This is a genomic window from Paenibacillus sp. MAEPY2 (genome assembly GCF_000499205.1).
GTDB classification, from domain to species: Bacteria; Bacillota; Bacilli; order Paenibacillales; family Paenibacillaceae; genus Paenibacillus; species Paenibacillus vandeheii.
In genome coordinates, this window is sequence record NZ_AWUK01000004.1 from 159,244 (window position 1) to 175,852 (window position 16,609).

Below are 16,609 nucleotides of genomic sequence, written 5' to 3' on the forward strand. Positions count from 1 at the left end.
TAAAGCATCAAACGAGCAATCATTCATGCCTGAGATACGTGACATAACCATGGACAATTACTTGCGCAAGGTTCATACTGTAGTGTGACCAGTGGTTAAATAAAACGTTCTTCTCTTTCGAAGGACAACAGTCCGGCAGCCGTTCTGCTGAGACCTGATCTACATACAAGCAGAGGAGTTGTCGACACATGAATCAAAAAACGTTGGAAATGTTTCGAACGTTGACGGAATTCCCTTCCGTTTCCGGGTTTGAACGCGAGCTTCGCGGATGGATGAAGGAACAAATGTCTCCCTATACGGATGAATTTGTCCAGGATCGGTTGGGTAGCCTTTTTGGCGTATTGCGAGGAGAGGCGTCCGGACCCAAAGTCATGGTTGCAGGTCACTTCGACGAAGTTGGCTTCATGACTACAGGCATTACGGAAACAGGCATGATCAAATTCCGTCCACTCGGTGGATGGTGGAGTCAGGCTGTACTGTCTCAACGTCTGGAACTCATCACTCCGGAACGCCGGATTCCCGGGGTTGTCGGTTCAACACCTACTCATTTACTCGATGAATCCCAGCGTAATAAACCGGTTGATCTCAACCATATGTACTTGGATATTGGTGCGGATAACCGTGCAGAAGCAGAATCTTGGGGCATTCATCCGGGTATGCAGATCGTGCCGATCTGTGAGTTCACACCGATGGCCAATCCGAAGAAAATTATGGCAAAGGCTTGGGATAATCGTTACGGAGTAGGGCTTGCCCTTGAGCTGGTTGAAGCACTACATAAGGAAAAGTTGCCAAACACCCTCTATTGCGGTGCAACCGTTCAAGAGGAATTGGGACTTCGTGGTGCACGCACGGCTGCCAATCTGATTGAGCCTGATATTTTCTTTGCACTGGACTGCAGTGCCGCGAATGATATGACTGGAGATAAACAATCATTCGGACATATTGGTCAGGGGGCCCTGTTGCGCATCTTCGATCCGGGCATGTTCACCCATCGCGGTATTGTTGAGTATGTTCAGGACACAGCATCATCCAATCAGATCAAAATGCAATATTTTATCTCCCCTGGTGGTACGGATGCCGGAGCGGTTCATCTGAGCGGTATCGGTGTGCCTTCAACGGTAATTGGCATCTGCGCACGCTACATTCATACCTCTTCTTCCATTATTCATACGGATGACTATGATGCGGCTAAAGAGTTGCTCGTGAAGCTGGTGAAGGGTCTGGATCAGACAACACTGAATACGATTATCGAAAACACGTAATTGTGGATTCTAGGGGTAAAGCTTGCTACATGCACTTCATTGCTTAACCTTCATTGAAATGAATATATGAATTTAAGAGATATCCTGATACATCAAGGTATCTCTTTTTTTGTTCAACTAGTTTAATAGCTAGAACATATATAGAAAAGAATCATAAGATATAACATCGGTAGAAGAACTAAACATGAAACAGCGGGGGACCTATTATGGCAATGAGAAGGAATGGAAAATCGAATAAAGGTTCCACCAAAACAAATGCTGCCAACACCCTTCTCAATGGCAACCTTAAAGGAAAGAACCTGGAAATTATCGTCGCAGCCTTGCTGGTGAGCGGGAAATTAAGAGTGGATGCAGTTACATTGTTTCGAGAGGCCACATTGGTTGTTGAGTTGGTTGGACAGTATAAAACACTAAAAAATATTGCACCATCGAACGCCGACAAAGTCGTCCAATTTCTTGACGAAATGGGTGATGTAACTCTGGATGATGTCGTTCGGGCTTTTCAGAAAAGGATAAATTCCTAAGAGGAATGAGGTTGATATAATGTCTGACTTTGACGGAATCGGCTTCGCCGAACTGATCATTGTAGTTATCCTTGTAATGCTGTTTGTATTTGGTTCAACAGATATTGAAGGTTTGTCGAGTACACCCACAACCACATGACCCTCTCCATTTTGATTACAGCCATGCATATGAACCAAAGAAATACCAGTCCTATTGCAGGACTGGTATTTTTGAGATATCACAGAAATAAAGGCGAAAACGCAATCCAGGCCAAAATAAGTGCCAGCACAATGCAGACATTCTCCACAACAGCCCCATGTTTCGTACCTGTACTCATGAGATTGAACCGTATACGCCACTTGAGTGGCGGCAATGGACGAATACCGCGATTCGTCAACGAATCAGCCAACAGATGCATGGCATATGCCGTACCTCCAGCTACCCAGATCTCAGGCCCCTGCAAATGAGTCGTACTGTAGAGCAATCCTGCCCATACGGCGGTTCCATATAATGTGTGTGTTAATCCCCTATGGGTTAACGTGGTACACAGCATTAGCAGACTGCCCGCGATCAGATTCCATGGTGCAAATGCATGGCCATAAAATACGAGGCCTAATCCAATCGCAAACATCAACACTTTGCGCAGCGAACGGGACGGCAGGAAAGATACCATCGCAATCAGAATGGCAAGCAGCAGATTCCATGGTTTCGCCTGAACATAGAAGTACACAAATACAGCGACAGGCAGCAGGATGGTCTGTAGCAGTCGAATCAGACTGTTCGGCAATGCCTTGGATACCAATAGCGAATTTGGTTCATCAATGTCTGGCAGCAGTGAACCGATCAGGGCAACAGTAACTGCCGGTGCAGTCACGGGCATACCTGCCAATTGCAGAACAGAGAGGGATACAGTGGTCCCAATAATGAGGTGGGATCTTCCCATCATGATGCAAAAACTTCCTTTCGAAGAAATAGGGAACATAAACGGCCCACTCAAGATATTACAACGAAAACAATATAAGAACAATAGTTCGCATTTCTTATTTCATTTAACTTTTACCCTGTATCCAAAAAAAATAAAAAAGAATCCGTAATAGGGATCACACTTTTAAATTTGTGATGCAACTATAGTTGTTAGTGAAAATAATCACATTTTATGTCTGCATTGAACGTTATGATTCAAATATAAACCACTAAAAATGATGGTAATGTACAGTGTCCATTCAAGGAGGCATATACACATGAACGGAAATAAGGAAAAACTGGTTATCGTCGGCAACGGTATGGCAGGCATCAGTACAGTTGAACAAATTTTAAAATTGAGTTCCCAGTTCGACATTACCGTCTTTGGCACAGAGCCCTATCCCAATTATAACCGGATTATGCTGTCCTATGTATTGGAAGGCAGCAAAACAGTTGATGATATTGTGCTCAATGATCTGCATTGGTATGAAGATTATGGTATCACCCTCCATACGGGTACAACCGTAACACGGATTGATTCCAAGACTCATGAAGTCGTAACTGCGGAAGGCGCACGCTTCCCTTACGACAAAGCCATTATTGCAACCGGCTCTAGCTCCTTCATTCTTCCCGTACCGGGTCATGACAAACAAGGAGTCGTCGGCTTCAGAGATATCGCGGATTGTAACGTCATGCTGGAAGCCGCGAAACAGTATAAAAAAGCCGCTGTCATTGGAGGAGGTCTTCTTGGCCTCGAAGCTGCCAAAGGCCTGGTACAACTCGGCATGGAAGTCACTGTCGTGCATCTGATGGAGGATCTGATGGAACGCCAGCTTGACCCACAGGCGTCCACGATGTTAAAAGCCGAACTTGAGCGACAGGGCATCCGGTTCAAGATGGGCGCACAAACTGCAGAGCTTCTCGGTGGCGAACGGGTAGAAGGTATTCGTTTTGCGGACGATTCCGTGTTGAACACTGATTTTGTTGTCATGGCCGTAGGCATCAAACCCAATACGGGGGTAGCCCGAGATAGTGGCATAGAAGTTAACCGAGGCATTGTAGTGGATGACTATATGCAGACGTCACTGGATAATGTCTATTCCGTCGGAGAATGTACCGAACATCGTGGTATATGCTACGGCCTTGTTGCCCCACTATTTGAACAGGGCATGATTCTGGCCAAACATATATGCGGCGTTGAGACAGCTCCTTATGAAGGTTCTGTGGTATCTACGAAATTGAAAATTTCGGGCGTAGATGTCTTTTCGACCGGTGAATTTATTGATAGTCCCGAACATACGGTCATTGCACATAAGGACGACTGGAAACGCACATACAAAAAAATTCTGCTTCGGGATAATATCATGGTTGGCGCTGTACTCTTTGGTGATATCACGGATTCTGCCGAATTACAGAAATTGATCAAACAACAAGCAGAGATGACAGATGAACTATATGCTTCACTGATGGGTACAGGCTGCGGTGGGCACAAAAAAGCTGCATCCGTGGAAACCATGGCAGAAGACGAAATTGTCTGTGGATGTAACGGGGTAACCAAAGGAACCATTATCAATGCCATTACGAGTGAGGGATTGACCAGTGTAGACCAAATCAAAGCCTGTACGGGGGCAACGCGCTCCTGCGGTGGCTGCAAGCCGGTTGTTGAACAGATTTTGCAATATGTGCTTGGAGACAACTTTACAGCAGGTGCCAAACAGGGAATCTGTGGCTGTACCTCCCTCAGCCGGGATGAAATCGTAGCCGAGATCAGACAGAAAGGACTGCAAACGACCAAGGAGGTCATGCATGTTCTGGGATGGAGTCAACCCGAAGGGTGTTCCAAATGCCGCCCTGCCATTAACTATTACCTTGGCATGATTGCACCAGATACCCATGTGGATGAAAAGGAATCCCGCTTTGTCAACGAACGCATGAACGCCAATATTCAAAAAGACGGCACGTATACGGTTGTACCGCGCATGTATGGCGGAGTCACAACTCCGGAAGACCTGAAACGCATTGCCGACATTTCGGTCAAATACGATGTAAAAGCAATCAAAGTAACTGGAGGTCAGCGGCTAGATCTGATTGGAGTCAAAAAAGAAGATCTGCCCAAAGTCTGGGCTGAATTGGATATGCCTTCTGGCTATGCATACGCCAAATCGCTGCGTACAGTCAAAACATGTGTCGGCTCACAATTTTGCCGCTTTGGCACGCAGGATTCCATGGCGATGGGCGCTCTGCTAGAGCGCAAGTTTGAACGTCTGGATTTGCCTGCCAAGTTCAAATATGCCGTAAACGGTTGCCCTCGTAACTGTGCGGAGTCGTGTACGAAAGATATTGGTATCGTGGGCAACGACGGCGGCTGGGAAATATTTATTGGAGGCAACGGCGGCATCAAGGCCAGACTGGCCGACTCCTTGTGCAAGGTGAAGACCGATGAAGAATTAGTTGAGCTTTGTGGAGCGATTATGCAGCACTATCGGGAGACAGCCAACTACCTGGAGCGGACTTCCGAATGGGTGGAACGCGTAGGTCTGGAGCAGATTCGAGCCGTTGTTGTCAATGACGTAAAAGAACGTAAGGCGCTTATGGAACGAATCGAATTCGCTCTTGAGCAAGTGGAAGATCCTTGGAAAAAAGCACTGCGTAATGAGGAAGGCCAGAACAAATTATTCCATGGCATAGAAGTTTCTGCTCGACCATAGTACCCTGTCTCGGCCATTATAATAGATATTGAGCCTCTAACCTAATCTGAAAATGAAGGAGATGTTCATATGACAACACAGCAATCTGCCATCTACTATCCTGCCGGAGAGATCGAAGAATTCCTGCCGCAAATTGGCAGAGTGGTTGATATTGAAGGCCATCAACTGGCTGTATTTCGCACCTCAGATGATAGCATCTTCGCTGCAGAAAATAAAAATCCTCATCCCAAGGGCGGACCGCTGGCGGAAGGGATTGTCTCCGGGTATTATCTGTATGATCCGCTGTATGATTGGAAAATTGACTTAAACACAGGTCTTGTTCAGGCCCCCGATCGGGGACAAGTGCAGATGTATCCCGTGAAGATCGAGAACGGGCAGATCTGGATCGCTTTATAGTTTGTAAGATTTTCACTGTCTACGAAAGATGCACCATAATGGGGGAAATCGTCATGTATACGTCAAATGTTGAAGGAATAATTGAAGCTGCGGTTAAAAAACGAGATCAAATGAACGCAAGCCTGCCACGTTACATGGTTGCGGCTTTGATGGCTGGCGCATATGTAGGCCTTGGCATCATTCTGATATTCAGTATCGGTGCCCCACTGCTTGCTGCTCAGTCCCCACTGCAAATGATGCTGATGGGCATGTCTTTTGGACTTGCCCTCACCCTCGTCATCTTTGCCGGATCGGAGCTGTTTACAGGTAACAACATGTTCTTCACAATGAGCACCTTGGCAGGTCGGACTACTGTTCGGGATACCCTCAAAAACTGGGGGCTCGTCTTCCTCGGCAATCTGATCGGTGCCATTCTGCTCAGCCTGCTCATTGTGGGCAGCGGTCTATTCAAAACGGCTACACCGGAACATCTGCTGTTTGTCGTCTCTGCCAAAAAGATGTCCGCTCCCGTTAGCGAACTGTTCTTTCGAGGCATTCTTTGTAACTGGTTGGTCTGTCTGGCGATCTGGATGGCGGCCCGTTCAAAAGAAGATATTGCCAAACTCGTCCTCATCTGGTGGTGTCTGTACGCCTTTATCGCGAGTGGATATGAGCACAGCGTCGCCAATATGACCTTGCTATCCTTGTCCTGGTTGTTGCCAAACCACCCGGATACAATTACTCTGGCAGGCTGGCTCCATAACATGATTCCGGTCACGCTCGGCAATATTATCGGCGGTGCGCTGTTTGTAGGTATGGCATACTGGTTTGTTTCGCCCGTGAAGAAGAAAAGCTAGCCCAATTCCCATCCTTGTCACACCCGCAAGATCTTAAATAAACGGAAGTGAATAAACGCAAAAGACCATCCGCTCTCTGATTCTAAATTTAGGAGAACAGGATGGTTTTTTGCTGTTTGTCGATTCGTCTTCTACTTTACCTTAGACTTCATCAAGGTTAATCTGGATTTGACATAACTTTGTTATAATCAGCGCATACTTAAACTAAAAAGGATGATCGCACACATGGGAATTCATACGTACTTCAGGTCACTCAACGATCTTGAACGCATTATTCGTACCCCGGGAAAATTCAAATTCGAGGAACACAGCGTATCCGCTCACTCCTGGAAAGTCGTGCAGTATGCCAAAACACTTGCCGATATTGAGGAACAGCATGGGGTCGCTATTGATTGGAAGAAACTTTACGAAATCACCAGCAGTCATGATTATGGCGAAATCTTCATCGGTGATATCAAAACACCAGTCAAACATTATTCACTGGAGCTTCGTTCCATGCTGCAGCAGGTGGAAGAAGGCATGGTTGCCCATTTTATTAACGAAAATATTCCTGAGGAATTCCAGCCCATATTCCGCAGACAGCTGCGTGAAGGCAAAGACAACTCGGTTGAAGGACTCATTCTGGAAGTAGCCGACAAAATGGATCAGGTGTACGAAGCGTTTGCTGAACTGCAACGTGGCAATACCGAAAAGGAATTTATCGTCATGTATCGATATGCCCTGATCAAAATCAAAAATATTGATCTCCATTGTGTACACTATTTCCTCGAACATATTCTCCCCGACATCATTGAAGAAGGCAACCGCTCCCCATTCGATATCCGCCAAATCACGGAAGATGCTTTGTCACAATAATCAGCTCCAGTCATCGTGGTTCTTCAAGAACCATGGACAGGGCTTTTTTTCGTTATTGCAGCTGTTGGCGATACTCGCTGGGATACAGCCCTGTCTTGTTTTTGAAAATACGGCTAAAATAATGGGAATCACTATATCCCACTGCCTTACCTACTGTCTTGATATCCATATCTTCAAAGGCCGCGAGCATGCGCTTTGCTTCGTTGATTCTAAGCCCAGTCATGTATTTGAGCGGGGTTTCACCCGTCACCTTTTTGAAACACTTCCCCAGGTAATCTACACTAAAATGCATCTGTCCTGCCATATCCTGCAACGTAATTTCATACATATAGTTCTGTTTCAGATACAATTTGACTGCCTCTGCAATGTCCTCCGGCTTCACCTGTTCATCCAGCATTGCACTGACATGTGCCAGCGAATCCCCTGCCTTGCCAAGTTTTAATTCCATTGCATCCAGCAGCGATCGAAGCTGTTCTTCTGTGAGGGGTTTAAGCAGATAATCCTCCACCTTGTAACTGATCGCCTGACGCGCATATTCAAACTCATGGTGACCGCTCAGGATCACGATCTTGACATGCGGATAGGCAAAATACAGATGCTTCGCCAATTCCAGCCCATTCATGACGGGCATCTGAATATCGGTAACAACCAGATCAGGCACTGTATGTTCAATCAGTTCCAATGCTTCCAGTCCATTCCTTGCTTCACCTATAACCTCAAACCGTGTGCTCAGCTCGCTGAATTTCCGGGATACATTGCGACGAATTAACGCCTCATCTTCCACAATAATGGTTCTATATGTCATGTCCATGAGACTCACTGTGCCCCTTTCGAATGGAACCGCCAATCGTAATGCTGACCCCGCCAGAAGAATGGTTTGTAATATGCATAAGTGCCGCAGAACCATACCATAATTTGAGCCTGATCCAGATGTTTTTCAAGCCCATACCGTTGATCTCAAGTTCCGGCATACGCTCCCATTCCTGTGATTGTTGTATGTACTGCTGGATGAGCGTAAGTGCCTCGGGTTCCATGCCCGGGCCGTTATCTTCGACAGTGATGCGCCATGTTTCCTGCATACTGTCCAGCTCTCCAATGATATGCAGCTTCCAGGGTGGTGTATCACGTAGTCCATATTTCATGACATTTTCCAGCAAAGGCTGAATTAGCAGCATGGGGACCTGGAGGTTTTTCATCGAGTCCGGAACATGGAATTCATAAAGCAGATCATCTTCGAACCGAATTTTCATACACTCCAAATATCGCACACAGTAGTCAATTTCTTTTTCCAATGGAACACCGCTTTTGTTCGGAGCCGAGATGTAACGCAGCATGGATGCAATGTGACCACAGAACGCAACGATCTGTTCATTCATGCCCTCTTCCGCCATGATGCTGATGTTCGTAATGTTGTTATACAGAAAGTGAGGGTTCATCTGGGACTGCAACGCCAGCAACCTCGCATCCGTTTCCTGAGATTTGATCGCCAGCATGTCCTGAAAGGACTGCACAAGCTGTTGATTCAATTGGATAAAGGTATCATTCAACTCATCCATCTCACGGATGGAACCCGGATATTCCAACTTGAACAACTGGCCAGAGTCCTGACCCGTAGTCAGATCGTGGACGCCAGTTTTCTGAATAATGCGCTGCAAACGATGGAGCGGTAAAGTGACACGCTTGGAGATCAGGTACGAGAGGAGCAGAATAAGAATCAAGGTAGCTAATGTAGCCCCCATAAACAGAAGAGCCATACGATTCAGATTCGCAAATAGGGATTGTTTAGACTGCATCACGATAACCGTCCACCCGGTCTCCTGCGAGGTCGTGTAGGTCATCATTTGCTTTGAATTTCCATTGGGATCTACCACTTCTTGCATCGTTTCCCGTGGATAGTGGTCGTTACGAATTAAGTTAACAACGTCGGAATGGATTGCGTTTAACATATGTTCATTGGACAAAAAAGGATATAAAAGCTCATTACGTTCATTCAATACATAGACGCTCAGATCATCGTTCCCCGCTTGCACATCGTTCAAATGCTGGAACAGGGTTCCGGCATCCTGCAAAATTTCCACTACTCCTTGCGAGACATAATTTCCATCCTTATACACCCGGGTAAGGGAAAGATATTGTTTGCCTGATTCCCCCTGCCCTGTTGGCATCGGTAATGCCCCACCATCCAGTACACTTATGACACGCCAGCCATTGCGCGTCCACGTTTCCTCGTACCACGGTCTTTGGGTCAAATCTACCGACAGCTGTCCATTGAACGCGCCCGCACCCAGCATGTTACCGTTCACATCATAGATATTGGCTTGTTTGGCTGTGTTGGAACTGCTAATAATCGCCAGAATGACATCAATCAGTGTCGTTGTATCCTTGTAAAATGCCGGGTCACTGGCCAGTGTCTGTTCCTTGTCTTCCGCTGGAGATAAATAGTGACTGAAATGCTCCTTGACCAGGTTGGAATATACGATGTTCATGGAGAAATTGTTCATTTTGACGATTTCCTGATCCAGATTGCCCACCATCGAGTTTCCCAGCTGTTTCTGCTGTTCAGCGCTGCGATTACGAATGTCATTGGCAAGAAAAACATATAAGAGGCTTGCCACAATCAGTGAAAAAACAATGAATACCGCAGAGTAGTAGGCAAACAGGCTTTGCTGAAGCGTCCTGAATCGGTACTTAACCATCTCACACCTCGTTATTGGTTGATATCTTGCAACTTACTCGAAAATGTCCACCCAACAGGACGCTTTTGTCTATTGAGCGCATTCTTCGTTCCGCGTAAAGTTATCCACATAAGAATACGCTTACATAAAGCGTTTCTGCAAGAGCCAATATTCTTTATCCCTTGGGAGGTTCATTAATGAGAAAACGATTTCTATTATCCCTTGTAGGTGTGCTGTTGCTGTCCAGCCTGCTTCTTGCCGGGTGCAGCACCAGTGAAAATTCTGAAGGCACAGGCAAGGTTACGCTAACCTTCGGCACAAGCCAGAGCGGCATTCCACGTACGGGAATCATGCAGACGATGGCGAAGGAGTATGAGCAGGAAACGGGTGTGAAAATTGACTTTCAGGTGGTCCCTGACGCCCAGTGGCGCGACCTGATTAAGGTCAAGCTCGCTTCTGGTGAAGCACCCGACATTTTTAATGTGGATGTAGACCCGCTTAGCATGCCGGCCAATGTTAGACCGGAGGAAAATGCCATCGATCTGACCAATGAGGAATTTACAGGACGCATGTCCGAGGAGATTTTGCCAACGGTTAGCCATAACGACAAGGTGTACGGGGTTTCTTTTGCACCATCGAAAATATGGTATGTGTACTATAACAAACGCATCTTTGAAGAGCTTGGCATTGAGCCGCCAACGTCCTACGCCGAGTTCAAAGCGATCAGTCAGAAAATCAAGGACAAGGACATCATTCCGTTCTATCAGGCGCCTGCCAGCGGATGGTATCAGGTACTGCCTCTATTCGAAACCGGTCCAAACTATGAGCAAGCAACGCCGGGAACGTACGAGAAGCTGAACAACAATGAGATGAAAGTCGCGGATTTGACGCAGCTTAAGACGGTCATTGAGCAGTTAAAGGAATTTGCGGATCTTGGTTACTTCGGCAAGGATTTTCTGTCCAATACGGTCGAGGCTGGCATTGAAGCCTTTGGTCAGGAGAAAGCAGCGATGCTGCTTCGAGTCCCGGGCACTGAAAAGGAAGTGTCTGAGGCCTATCCGGACATGAAGGACAATATGGGATTTTTCGTGATGCCATGGGGCGATAATCAGACGATTGGTGTGAATCCAGGCGGTTCTGCTGCGATGTTTGGCAATAAAAACAGTAAGCACCCGGAAGAGGTGTTAAAGTTTTTCCGCTGGATCACCGAGCATGACCATCTGCAGCGTGTATTTGATGGCGGAGAAGGCAACCTGACCATCTGCTGGCCGGAAATCGAGCCGAAGCTGACACAAGATTACATCGATTATGAGAAAACTCATGAGAAAGGTACGGTCATGCAGGCAGCTGTGAAGTACATTGATCCGCAATGGATGGATATCGGCAAGGATCTTTCCGGCATGTTCGCCGGAGCGATGACCCCTGATCAGATTCTTCAAAATATTGACAAACGCCGAGCCGAACAAGCCAAGGTACTGAAAGATGAAGCCTGGCAATAACAACGCATATCCCGGCAAACTTATGAAGCTGACCACCATTGACATGCAGCGAGGCAACCCTCGCTCATGCCATTCTGGCAGGAAGGACGGTTGGTACAACTTATGAATGCGAACAAAATCTATCCCTGGTATTTCTCCTCCGGAGCGATTGTGCTGTATGTGCTGTTCATTGTCGCTCCCGCCCTGCTGGGCATTTATTATTCCTTCACCGACTGGAACAGCTACAGTTCGGAGAAGAATTTTGTTGGACTTGAGCATTTCCGCACCATTCTGGCGGGTGATCCAACGTATTTACTTTTTATCAAGAATACTGTTCTGTTCACCCTGATTACATCCATCGCCAAAACCGTACTGGGCTTGTTCCTGGCTCTGCTGCTGGTCAGCGGTGTAAAGGCCGCCAATCTGCACCGGATGATCATATTTTCACCCCAAGTCCTGTCGTTCCTGATTGTCGGCCTGGTTTTCAAAAGCCTGCTCGATCCCAACAACGGCTTCGTTAACGTAACCCTGCGTTCACTGGGGCTGGACGCTCTGGCCCAAAACTGGCTGGGTTCCCTGACCTGGGCCATGCCATCCATCATGGCGGTGGATACGTGGAAAGGCATGGGGTATATCATGGTGCTATTTATCGCCGGACTTCTCGCCATTCCTCGCGATTATTACGAAGCGGCATCGATTGACGGTGCCGGCTTCTGGCAGAAGCTGTTTCGGATCACGATTCCGATGCTAATGCCTACAATCACGATCGCCACGGTGCTCAATATTACGTACGGGCTGAGGGTATTTGATGCGGTATATGTACTAACCAATGGGGGACCAGGCAACGCGACAGATGTGATTAACACAGCAGTGTATTCCTCTTTTGCCAAAGGCTATTGGGGACTCGGCAGTGCATTATCCACGATTCTGTTTGTCATTATGGCGATCATCTCCTTCTTCATCATCCGCTTGATGAACCGAAAGGTGGAATACTAGATGCGAATGAAGAAACGGCTGGTTTCCATCGGGTTAAATATACTCGCCTGGCTGCTTAGCCTGGTGGTACTGATTCCTTTTGTCGTCATCGTACTGAATTCATTCAAATCCGATGCCGAAGCCAAAGTGCTGAAACTGACACTTCCCGAAAAGTTTATTTTTGAAAATTATAGAATCGTCTATGAGCAGGGACACTTGGGTGGTTCCTTTTTCAACAGTCTGCTGCATTCAACTGCTTCTTCCCTGCTACTGGTGTTTGTTGTGGCGTTCTCGGCCTTCACCCTGTCGCGTAATTATTCGAAGCTAAGCAAGTTCCTGTACTTCTTTCTCATTCTGGGCATTACACTGCCCCTAAACTATATTCCATTAATGGAGGTCATGAAGTCCCTGGGTATGATTAATTCGCATGTGGGCATGATTCTGCTCTATACAGCTATGGGCATTCCAATCTCACTATTCATCACATATGCGTTTGTATCCAATATTCCAAAAGAACTGGACGAAGCAGCGATCATGGACGGATGCAACGGAATCAAGCTGTTTCTCAGAATTATTGTGCCTTTGTTAACCTCTGTACTGGTTACGGTATTTGTTCTTAATTTCCTGAGTGTCTGGAATGAGTTTACCGCCCCGCTCTACATGCTCAATACCGTCGAGATGTGGCCAATGACGCTCGCTGTCTATAACTTCTTCGGACAATTCAGTGCTCAGTGGAATCTGGTCAGTGCGGATATCGTGCTTACCTCCCTGCCTGTGTTGATTGTGTTCCTGATTGGGCAAAAATATATTGTGGGTGGTCTGACTTCAGGGGCTGTTAAAGGTTGAGACCTATTCAAATGTAAACTCAATACACCTAGCTACTTCTAAATTTATAATTGACATCGGGTTTATTTGTAACTATTATAGTTACAACGGTGGTGATCACAAATGAAACAAATCAGCAGTCGCTTTTCCATTGCGGTTCATACGCTGTCACTCATCGCTGTTGTACCCAACGAGTGCACGGGAGATTTTATCGCGCAAAGTGTGAATACCAATCCCGTCATTATCCGGCGGATTATGTCCAAACTCAAACAAGCACGCTTGATTGAGGTCAGACCCGGCGTGGGCGGTGCCTCCTTGCTAAAGGACCCGGCAGACATCACACTTCTGGATGTATACCGTGCTCTTGAGGTCGTGGAGGACGGTGCGTTGTTTAACTTTCACAAACATCCGAATCCGAATTGTCCTGTTGGCAGCATGATCGAACAAACCTTGCGTGCTGAGCTGATTGAGGCTCAGACAGCGATGGAGCAGCGCTTGAATCGTGTAACGATACAGCAGATGATGGATCAGGTTAAAGTCTCTGAATGAAAAAGCTCATTGCGAGCTTTTTTTAAACCTTTCGTTGTAATCACACCTGTTATAACACATACGATTACATCATATGTTTCCAATTGGTGTATCACCGAATATCAAAACAAAACATATCCCCTAGGAGGAAAAGACAATGAAAATTTTGGTTACTGGCGCAACAGGTCACTTGGGTTCACTGGTCGTAGAGGCTTTGTTAAAAACGGTATCTGCTGGGGATCTAGCTGTAAGTGTACGCAACCCGGAGAAAGCTGACGCCCTTCGTGCTCAAGGCGTTGACGTTCGTCACGGTGATTTCGATCAACCCGAAACGCTGGAAAAAGCATTTGCAGGGGTAGATCGGCTGCTGCTGATCTCCACCGATGGTGACAACGAAACGCGTATTCGCCAACATCAGGCTGCCGTGAATGCTGCCAAGAAAGCAGGCGTTGGATTTATCGCTTATACCAGCGTTGTGAATGCAGAGAAAAACACCCTTTCCTTGGCTGAAGTACATCGTGCCACTGAACAGGCTATCCGTGAATCGGGCATCCCTTATTCCTTCCTGCGTAACAATTGGTACCTGGAGAATGAAGCAGGAAGCGTTCAGGCAGTTACCCAAGGCGCACCGTGGGTGCATGCAACGGACTCCAGCCAAGTAGGCTGGGCTACTCGCAGTGATTATGCACATGCTGCTGCTGCTGTCCTTACAGGTGAGGGACATGAAAATTCCGTATATGAGTTGTCCGGCAAACTGCGTACCCAAGCTGAACTCGCCGCTATTGTTGGGCAAGTGCTTGGGCAGGACATTAACGTGCAAAACGTGGACGATGCCGCATACGCTGACATTATGAAAGGTGCAGGTCTGCCTGACTTTGTGGTATCGATGCTTGTAGAAATGCAAAGTGCCATCCGTGAAGGCGCACTGGCTGTAGAGAGCGATACATTGGAGAAATTGCTTGGCCGTCCGGCTCAACCATTGAGCGAGGGTGTTAAAGCGATTTTGGGCAAGTAAGTTTTGAGTATGAGAGCTTTCCAGATATCTGAATTCTCTCTGCTTTATAAACTGTGAAGAACAGAATAATGGAAAAATTAAAAAGGGACACACCAGCGAATGTTGGATGTGTCCTTTTTGATGTAGCTAAGAACTATAACACGATATGGAAGCTGAACAGATCACTTATACTAGTGCGTGTCTTCAAACCCACGGAAAGCAGAAGCCAACCTGAACGTGTCAGCGCATGGTATCTTGAATGTACAAGCAAGCGCGCACTAACGAATCGGAGGCGTCTTATTCAGGGATTTGAAGTGACCGCGGAAATCTAAGAAACCTGAGACACGCTATATCAGAATAAACTGCGTTTTACAGCGTTTTTGACAGGTATTTTCAGTAAATAACGTGTCTGTGGTTCCTTACTTATTAGAAAGAGCATCTGAAGGCGAAATAAGTCGTCCTGAGTTCCTTAGAAATGGTCTACTATTCGCCAGCCGGGATCAGCCGGCTTGGACTTCAAGACCGTGATTATTGCTTGATGTAACGTGCCGGAATGTGATCAGCCAGCCATATATTTTCATTCCCATGATAGAAGAGAAGTCCGTCCTTGACCGCTTGAGCGGCATTAATCCTCAGTATTACAGGTTGATCATCACGTCTTCGTCCCACCTTTTTGGCGGTATCGATATCTGCGGACAGATGTACATACTGCCTTTGCCGCGGCTGCAAACCTTGCTCCATAATGGGAGCAACCGACCGCAGCGGGGTGCCATGATAGAGTATTTCCGGCGGATCGGCAGGTGTTTTGGATATCTTTTGCGGGGTCGAATGACCATATAATGCCCGGATGCGGCCAGAACGGATCTCATGTCTCTTTTTCTCCGAGGCTAGAATCATCTGCTCCAGATCCACTTCCGTGACACCCTTCCACTGTGGACTTTCATGTAAAGCCACCAATAATTGCGGAATCTCTACCCAACCCTCTTCGTCCAACTCCAGCTCATACTCCCACGGGGCGTGACGCAAGGCGTATGAGAGCTCTTTACTTAATTTCATCCAATCCATTGCCATCATCTCCCCCACTCAAGTTAAACAATTCATTAGACATATATAATGACAGTACCATTACTTTAAAAGGTGTACGCTCTGCTTCTTCAGTTTCTCTCCGGTTGTACCGCCGCCAAAATCTCTTGAATGTTGCGGGCCAGCCCTTCGTCGTCCTCCTGGTTAAATTGACGGTGTCCATCAATCCCACGATGAATAATCGTGTTCATTACCGGATGAGCCTCACGGTCTGAAGCCACCCGGATCAGATCATCGGCAAAATCCACAGCCTGCTGCTCACTGTAGTTAAACGGCTTGATTAGCATCCGGATGCTCAGTGCATGAGCCTGTGGTTCCTTAAGTTGATCCCGATGAGTAATGCCGTATACCGCCCCAAAACCAAATGCAGCCATGACCTGCCGCTCCAGTTCAGTCGTTTGTTCCAAGGGCGTACCCAACAGGTCGCATATCTTATCCACCATCTGCTCCAGCTCTGAAGCAGCCGCAGCCAGAATCATGTCGTTAATATCTTCAGCGTTAATAAAATCAGTCATATTGTAATTCTC

General features: G+C 46.9%; 16 protein-coding genes. 11 read left to right on the forward strand and 5 right to left on the reverse strand.

The annotated features are described in order from the left end of the window. The first annotated feature begins 188 nt into the window (after positions 1-188). The gene (locus P364_RS0102205; RefSeq protein ID WP_024628530.1) at positions 189-1,262 is read left to right on the forward strand and encodes a M42 family metallopeptidase; all 1,074 of its coding nucleotides are present in this window, start codon (positions 189-191) and stop codon (positions 1,260-1,262) included. 206 nt (positions 1,263-1,468) lie between these two features. Continuing rightward, entirely contained in the window at positions 1,469-1,786 is a 318-nt protein-coding gene (locus P364_RS0102210; protein ID WP_052016457.1) for a hypothetical protein, read from the forward strand. A 218-nt stretch (positions 1,787-2,004) separates the two neighbouring features. Here the strand turns inward: P364_RS0102210 and P364_RS0102220 are convergent, their stop codons facing one another. After that, positions 2,005-2,712 carry a metal-dependent hydrolase gene (locus tag P364_RS0102220; RefSeq protein ID WP_024628532.1) on the reverse strand — a complete coding sequence of 236 codons (708 nt, stop codon included), beginning with the start codon at positions 2,710-2,712 and terminating at the stop codon, positions 2,005-2,007. A 295-nt stretch (positions 2,713-3,007) separates the two neighbouring features. Between P364_RS0102220 and nirB the strand changes: the two genes are divergently transcribed. The 4 genes from nirB (at position 3,008) to P364_RS0102245 (ending at position 7,524) form a co-directional block, all read left to right on the forward strand. Next, positions 3,008-5,437, forward strand: a complete 2,430-nt coding sequence (nirB, locus tag P364_RS0102230) for a nitrite reductase large subunit NirB (protein ID WP_024628533.1) — start codon at positions 3,008-3,010, stop codon at positions 5,435-5,437. A 69-nt stretch (positions 5,438-5,506) separates the two neighbouring features. After that, positions 5,507-5,833 carry a nitrite reductase small subunit NirD gene (nirD, locus tag P364_RS0102235; protein WP_024628534.1) on the forward strand — a complete coding sequence of 109 codons (327 nt, stop codon included), beginning with the start codon at positions 5,507-5,509 and terminating at the stop codon, positions 5,831-5,833. A gap of 53 nt (positions 5,834-5,886) precedes the next feature. After that, entirely contained in the window at positions 5,887-6,669 is a 783-nt protein-coding gene (locus P364_RS0102240; RefSeq protein ID WP_024628535.1) for a formate/nitrite transporter family protein, read from the forward strand. 225 nt (positions 6,670-6,894) lie between these two features. After that, positions 6,895-7,524, forward strand: coding sequence for a YfbR-like 5'-deoxynucleotidase (locus P364_RS0102245; RefSeq protein ID WP_024628536.1), 630 nt, complete (start codon positions 6,895-6,897; stop codon positions 7,522-7,524). Between the two features lie 52 nt (positions 7,525-7,576). Here the strand turns inward: P364_RS0102245 and P364_RS0102250 are convergent, their stop codons facing one another. Then, positions 7,577-8,335 carry a response regulator transcription factor gene (locus P364_RS0102250; protein ID WP_024628537.1) on the reverse strand — a complete coding sequence of 253 codons (759 nt, stop codon included), beginning with the start codon at positions 8,333-8,335 and terminating at the stop codon, positions 7,577-7,579. Next, positions 8,319-10,220: a cache domain-containing sensor histidine kinase gene (locus tag P364_RS0102255; protein ID WP_024628538.1), complete on the reverse strand. Its 1,902-nt coding sequence runs from the start codon at positions 10,218-10,220 to the stop codon at positions 8,319-8,321. Before P364_RS0102255 ends, P364_RS0102250 begins: the two co-directional genes overlap by 17 nt. A 176-nt stretch (positions 10,221-10,396) precedes the next feature. Here P364_RS0102255 and P364_RS0102260 point away from each other — a divergent pair, with 176 nt between their 5' ends. The 5 genes from P364_RS0102260 to P364_RS0102280 all read left to right on the forward strand — a co-directional run bounded on the left by P364_RS0102260 (position 10,397) and on the right by P364_RS0102280 (position 15,020). Further along, positions 10,397-11,698, forward strand: a complete 1,302-nt coding sequence (locus tag P364_RS0102260; protein ID WP_024628539.1) for an ABC transporter substrate-binding protein — start codon at positions 10,397-10,399, stop codon at positions 11,696-11,698. A gap of 102 nt (positions 11,699-11,800) precedes the next feature. Beyond that, the gene (locus P364_RS0102265; protein ID WP_024628540.1) at positions 11,801-12,673 is read left to right on the forward strand and encodes a carbohydrate ABC transporter permease; all 873 of its coding nucleotides are present in this window, start codon (positions 11,801-11,803) and stop codon (positions 12,671-12,673) included. Then, on the forward strand, positions 12,674-13,498 hold the full coding sequence (locus P364_RS0102270; RefSeq protein WP_024628541.1) for a carbohydrate ABC transporter permease: 825 nt from the start codon (positions 12,674-12,676) through the stop codon (positions 13,496-13,498). Between the two features lie 102 nt (positions 13,499-13,600). Then, a complete protein-coding gene (locus P364_RS0102275) occupies positions 13,601-14,026 on the forward strand; it encodes an Rrf2 family transcriptional regulator (RefSeq protein ID WP_024628542.1) in 426 nt (141 codons plus the stop codon). 136 nt (positions 14,027-14,162) lie between these two features. After that, the gene (locus tag P364_RS0102280; RefSeq protein ID WP_024628543.1) at positions 14,163-15,020 is read left to right on the forward strand and encodes an SDR family oxidoreductase; all 858 of its coding nucleotides are present in this window, start codon (positions 14,163-14,165) and stop codon (positions 15,018-15,020) included. Positions 15,021-15,527: 507 nt separating this feature from the next. Here the strand turns inward: P364_RS0102280 and P364_RS0102285 are convergent. Together P364_RS0102285 and imm48 are read right to left on the reverse strand one after the other, a co-directional pair. Beyond that, positions 15,528-16,064, reverse strand: a complete 537-nt coding sequence (locus tag P364_RS0102285) for an RNA 2'-phosphotransferase (protein WP_024628545.1) — start codon at positions 16,062-16,064, stop codon at positions 15,528-15,530. 89 nt (positions 16,065-16,153) lie between these two features. Further along, entirely contained in the window at positions 16,154-16,597 is a 444-nt protein-coding gene (gene imm48 / locus P364_RS0102290) for an Imm48 family immunity protein (RefSeq protein ID WP_024628546.1), read from the reverse strand. Positions 16,598-16,609 lie beyond the last annotated feature (12 nt).

What these genes read in the sequence shown, in the direction of transcription:
- P364_RS0102285 (WP_024628545.1), bottom strand. Translation starts at nt 16,064, where the DNA reads ATGGATTGGATGAAATTAAGTAAAGAGCTCTCATACGCCTTGCGTCAC.
- P364_RS0102280 (WP_024628543.1), top strand. Translation starts at nt 14,163, where the DNA reads ATGAAAATTTTGGTTACTGGCGCAACAGGTCACTTGGGTTCACTGGTC.
- P364_RS0102275 (WP_024628542.1), top strand. Translation starts at nt 13,601, where the DNA reads ATGAAACAAATCAGCAGTCGCTTTTCCATTGCGGTTCATACGCTGTCA.
- imm48 (WP_024628546.1), bottom strand. Translation starts at nt 16,597, where the DNA reads ATGACTGATTTTATTAACGCTGAAGATATTAACGACATGATTCTGGCT.
- nirB (WP_024628533.1), top strand. Translation starts at nt 3,008, where the DNA reads ATGAACGGAAATAAGGAAAAACTGGTTATCGTCGGCAACGGTATGGCA.
- nirD (WP_024628534.1), top strand. Translation starts at nt 5,507, where the DNA reads ATGACAACACAGCAATCTGCCATCTACTATCCTGCCGGAGAGATCGAA.
- P364_RS0102255 (WP_024628538.1), bottom strand. Translation starts at nt 10,220, where the DNA reads ATGGTTAAGTACCGATTCAGGACGCTTCAGCAAAGCCTGTTTGCCTAC.
- P364_RS0102250 (WP_024628537.1), bottom strand. Translation starts at nt 8,335, where the DNA reads ATGGACATGACATATAGAACCATTATTGTGGAAGATGAGGCGTTAATT.
- P364_RS0102205 (WP_024628530.1), top strand. Translation starts at nt 189, where the DNA reads ATGAATCAAAAAACGTTGGAAATGTTTCGAACGTTGACGGAATTCCCT.
- P364_RS0102220 (WP_024628532.1), bottom strand. Translation starts at nt 2,712, where the DNA reads ATGATGGGAAGATCCCACCTCATTATTGGGACCACTGTATCCCTCTCT.
- P364_RS0102245 (WP_024628536.1), top strand. Translation starts at nt 6,895, where the DNA reads ATGGGAATTCATACGTACTTCAGGTCACTCAACGATCTTGAACGCATT.
- P364_RS0102265 (WP_024628540.1), top strand. Translation starts at nt 11,801, where the DNA reads ATGAATGCGAACAAAATCTATCCCTGGTATTTCTCCTCCGGAGCGATT.
- P364_RS0102210 (WP_052016457.1), top strand. Translation starts at nt 1,469, where the DNA reads ATGGCAATGAGAAGGAATGGAAAATCGAATAAAGGTTCCACCAAAACA.
- P364_RS0102240 (WP_024628535.1), top strand. Translation starts at nt 5,887, where the DNA reads ATGTATACGTCAAATGTTGAAGGAATAATTGAAGCTGCGGTTAAAAAA.
- P364_RS0102270 (WP_024628541.1), top strand. Translation starts at nt 12,674, where the DNA reads ATGCGAATGAAGAAACGGCTGGTTTCCATCGGGTTAAATATACTCGCC.
- P364_RS0102260 (WP_024628539.1), top strand. Translation starts at nt 10,397, where the DNA reads ATGAGAAAACGATTTCTATTATCCCTTGTAGGTGTGCTGTTGCTGTCC.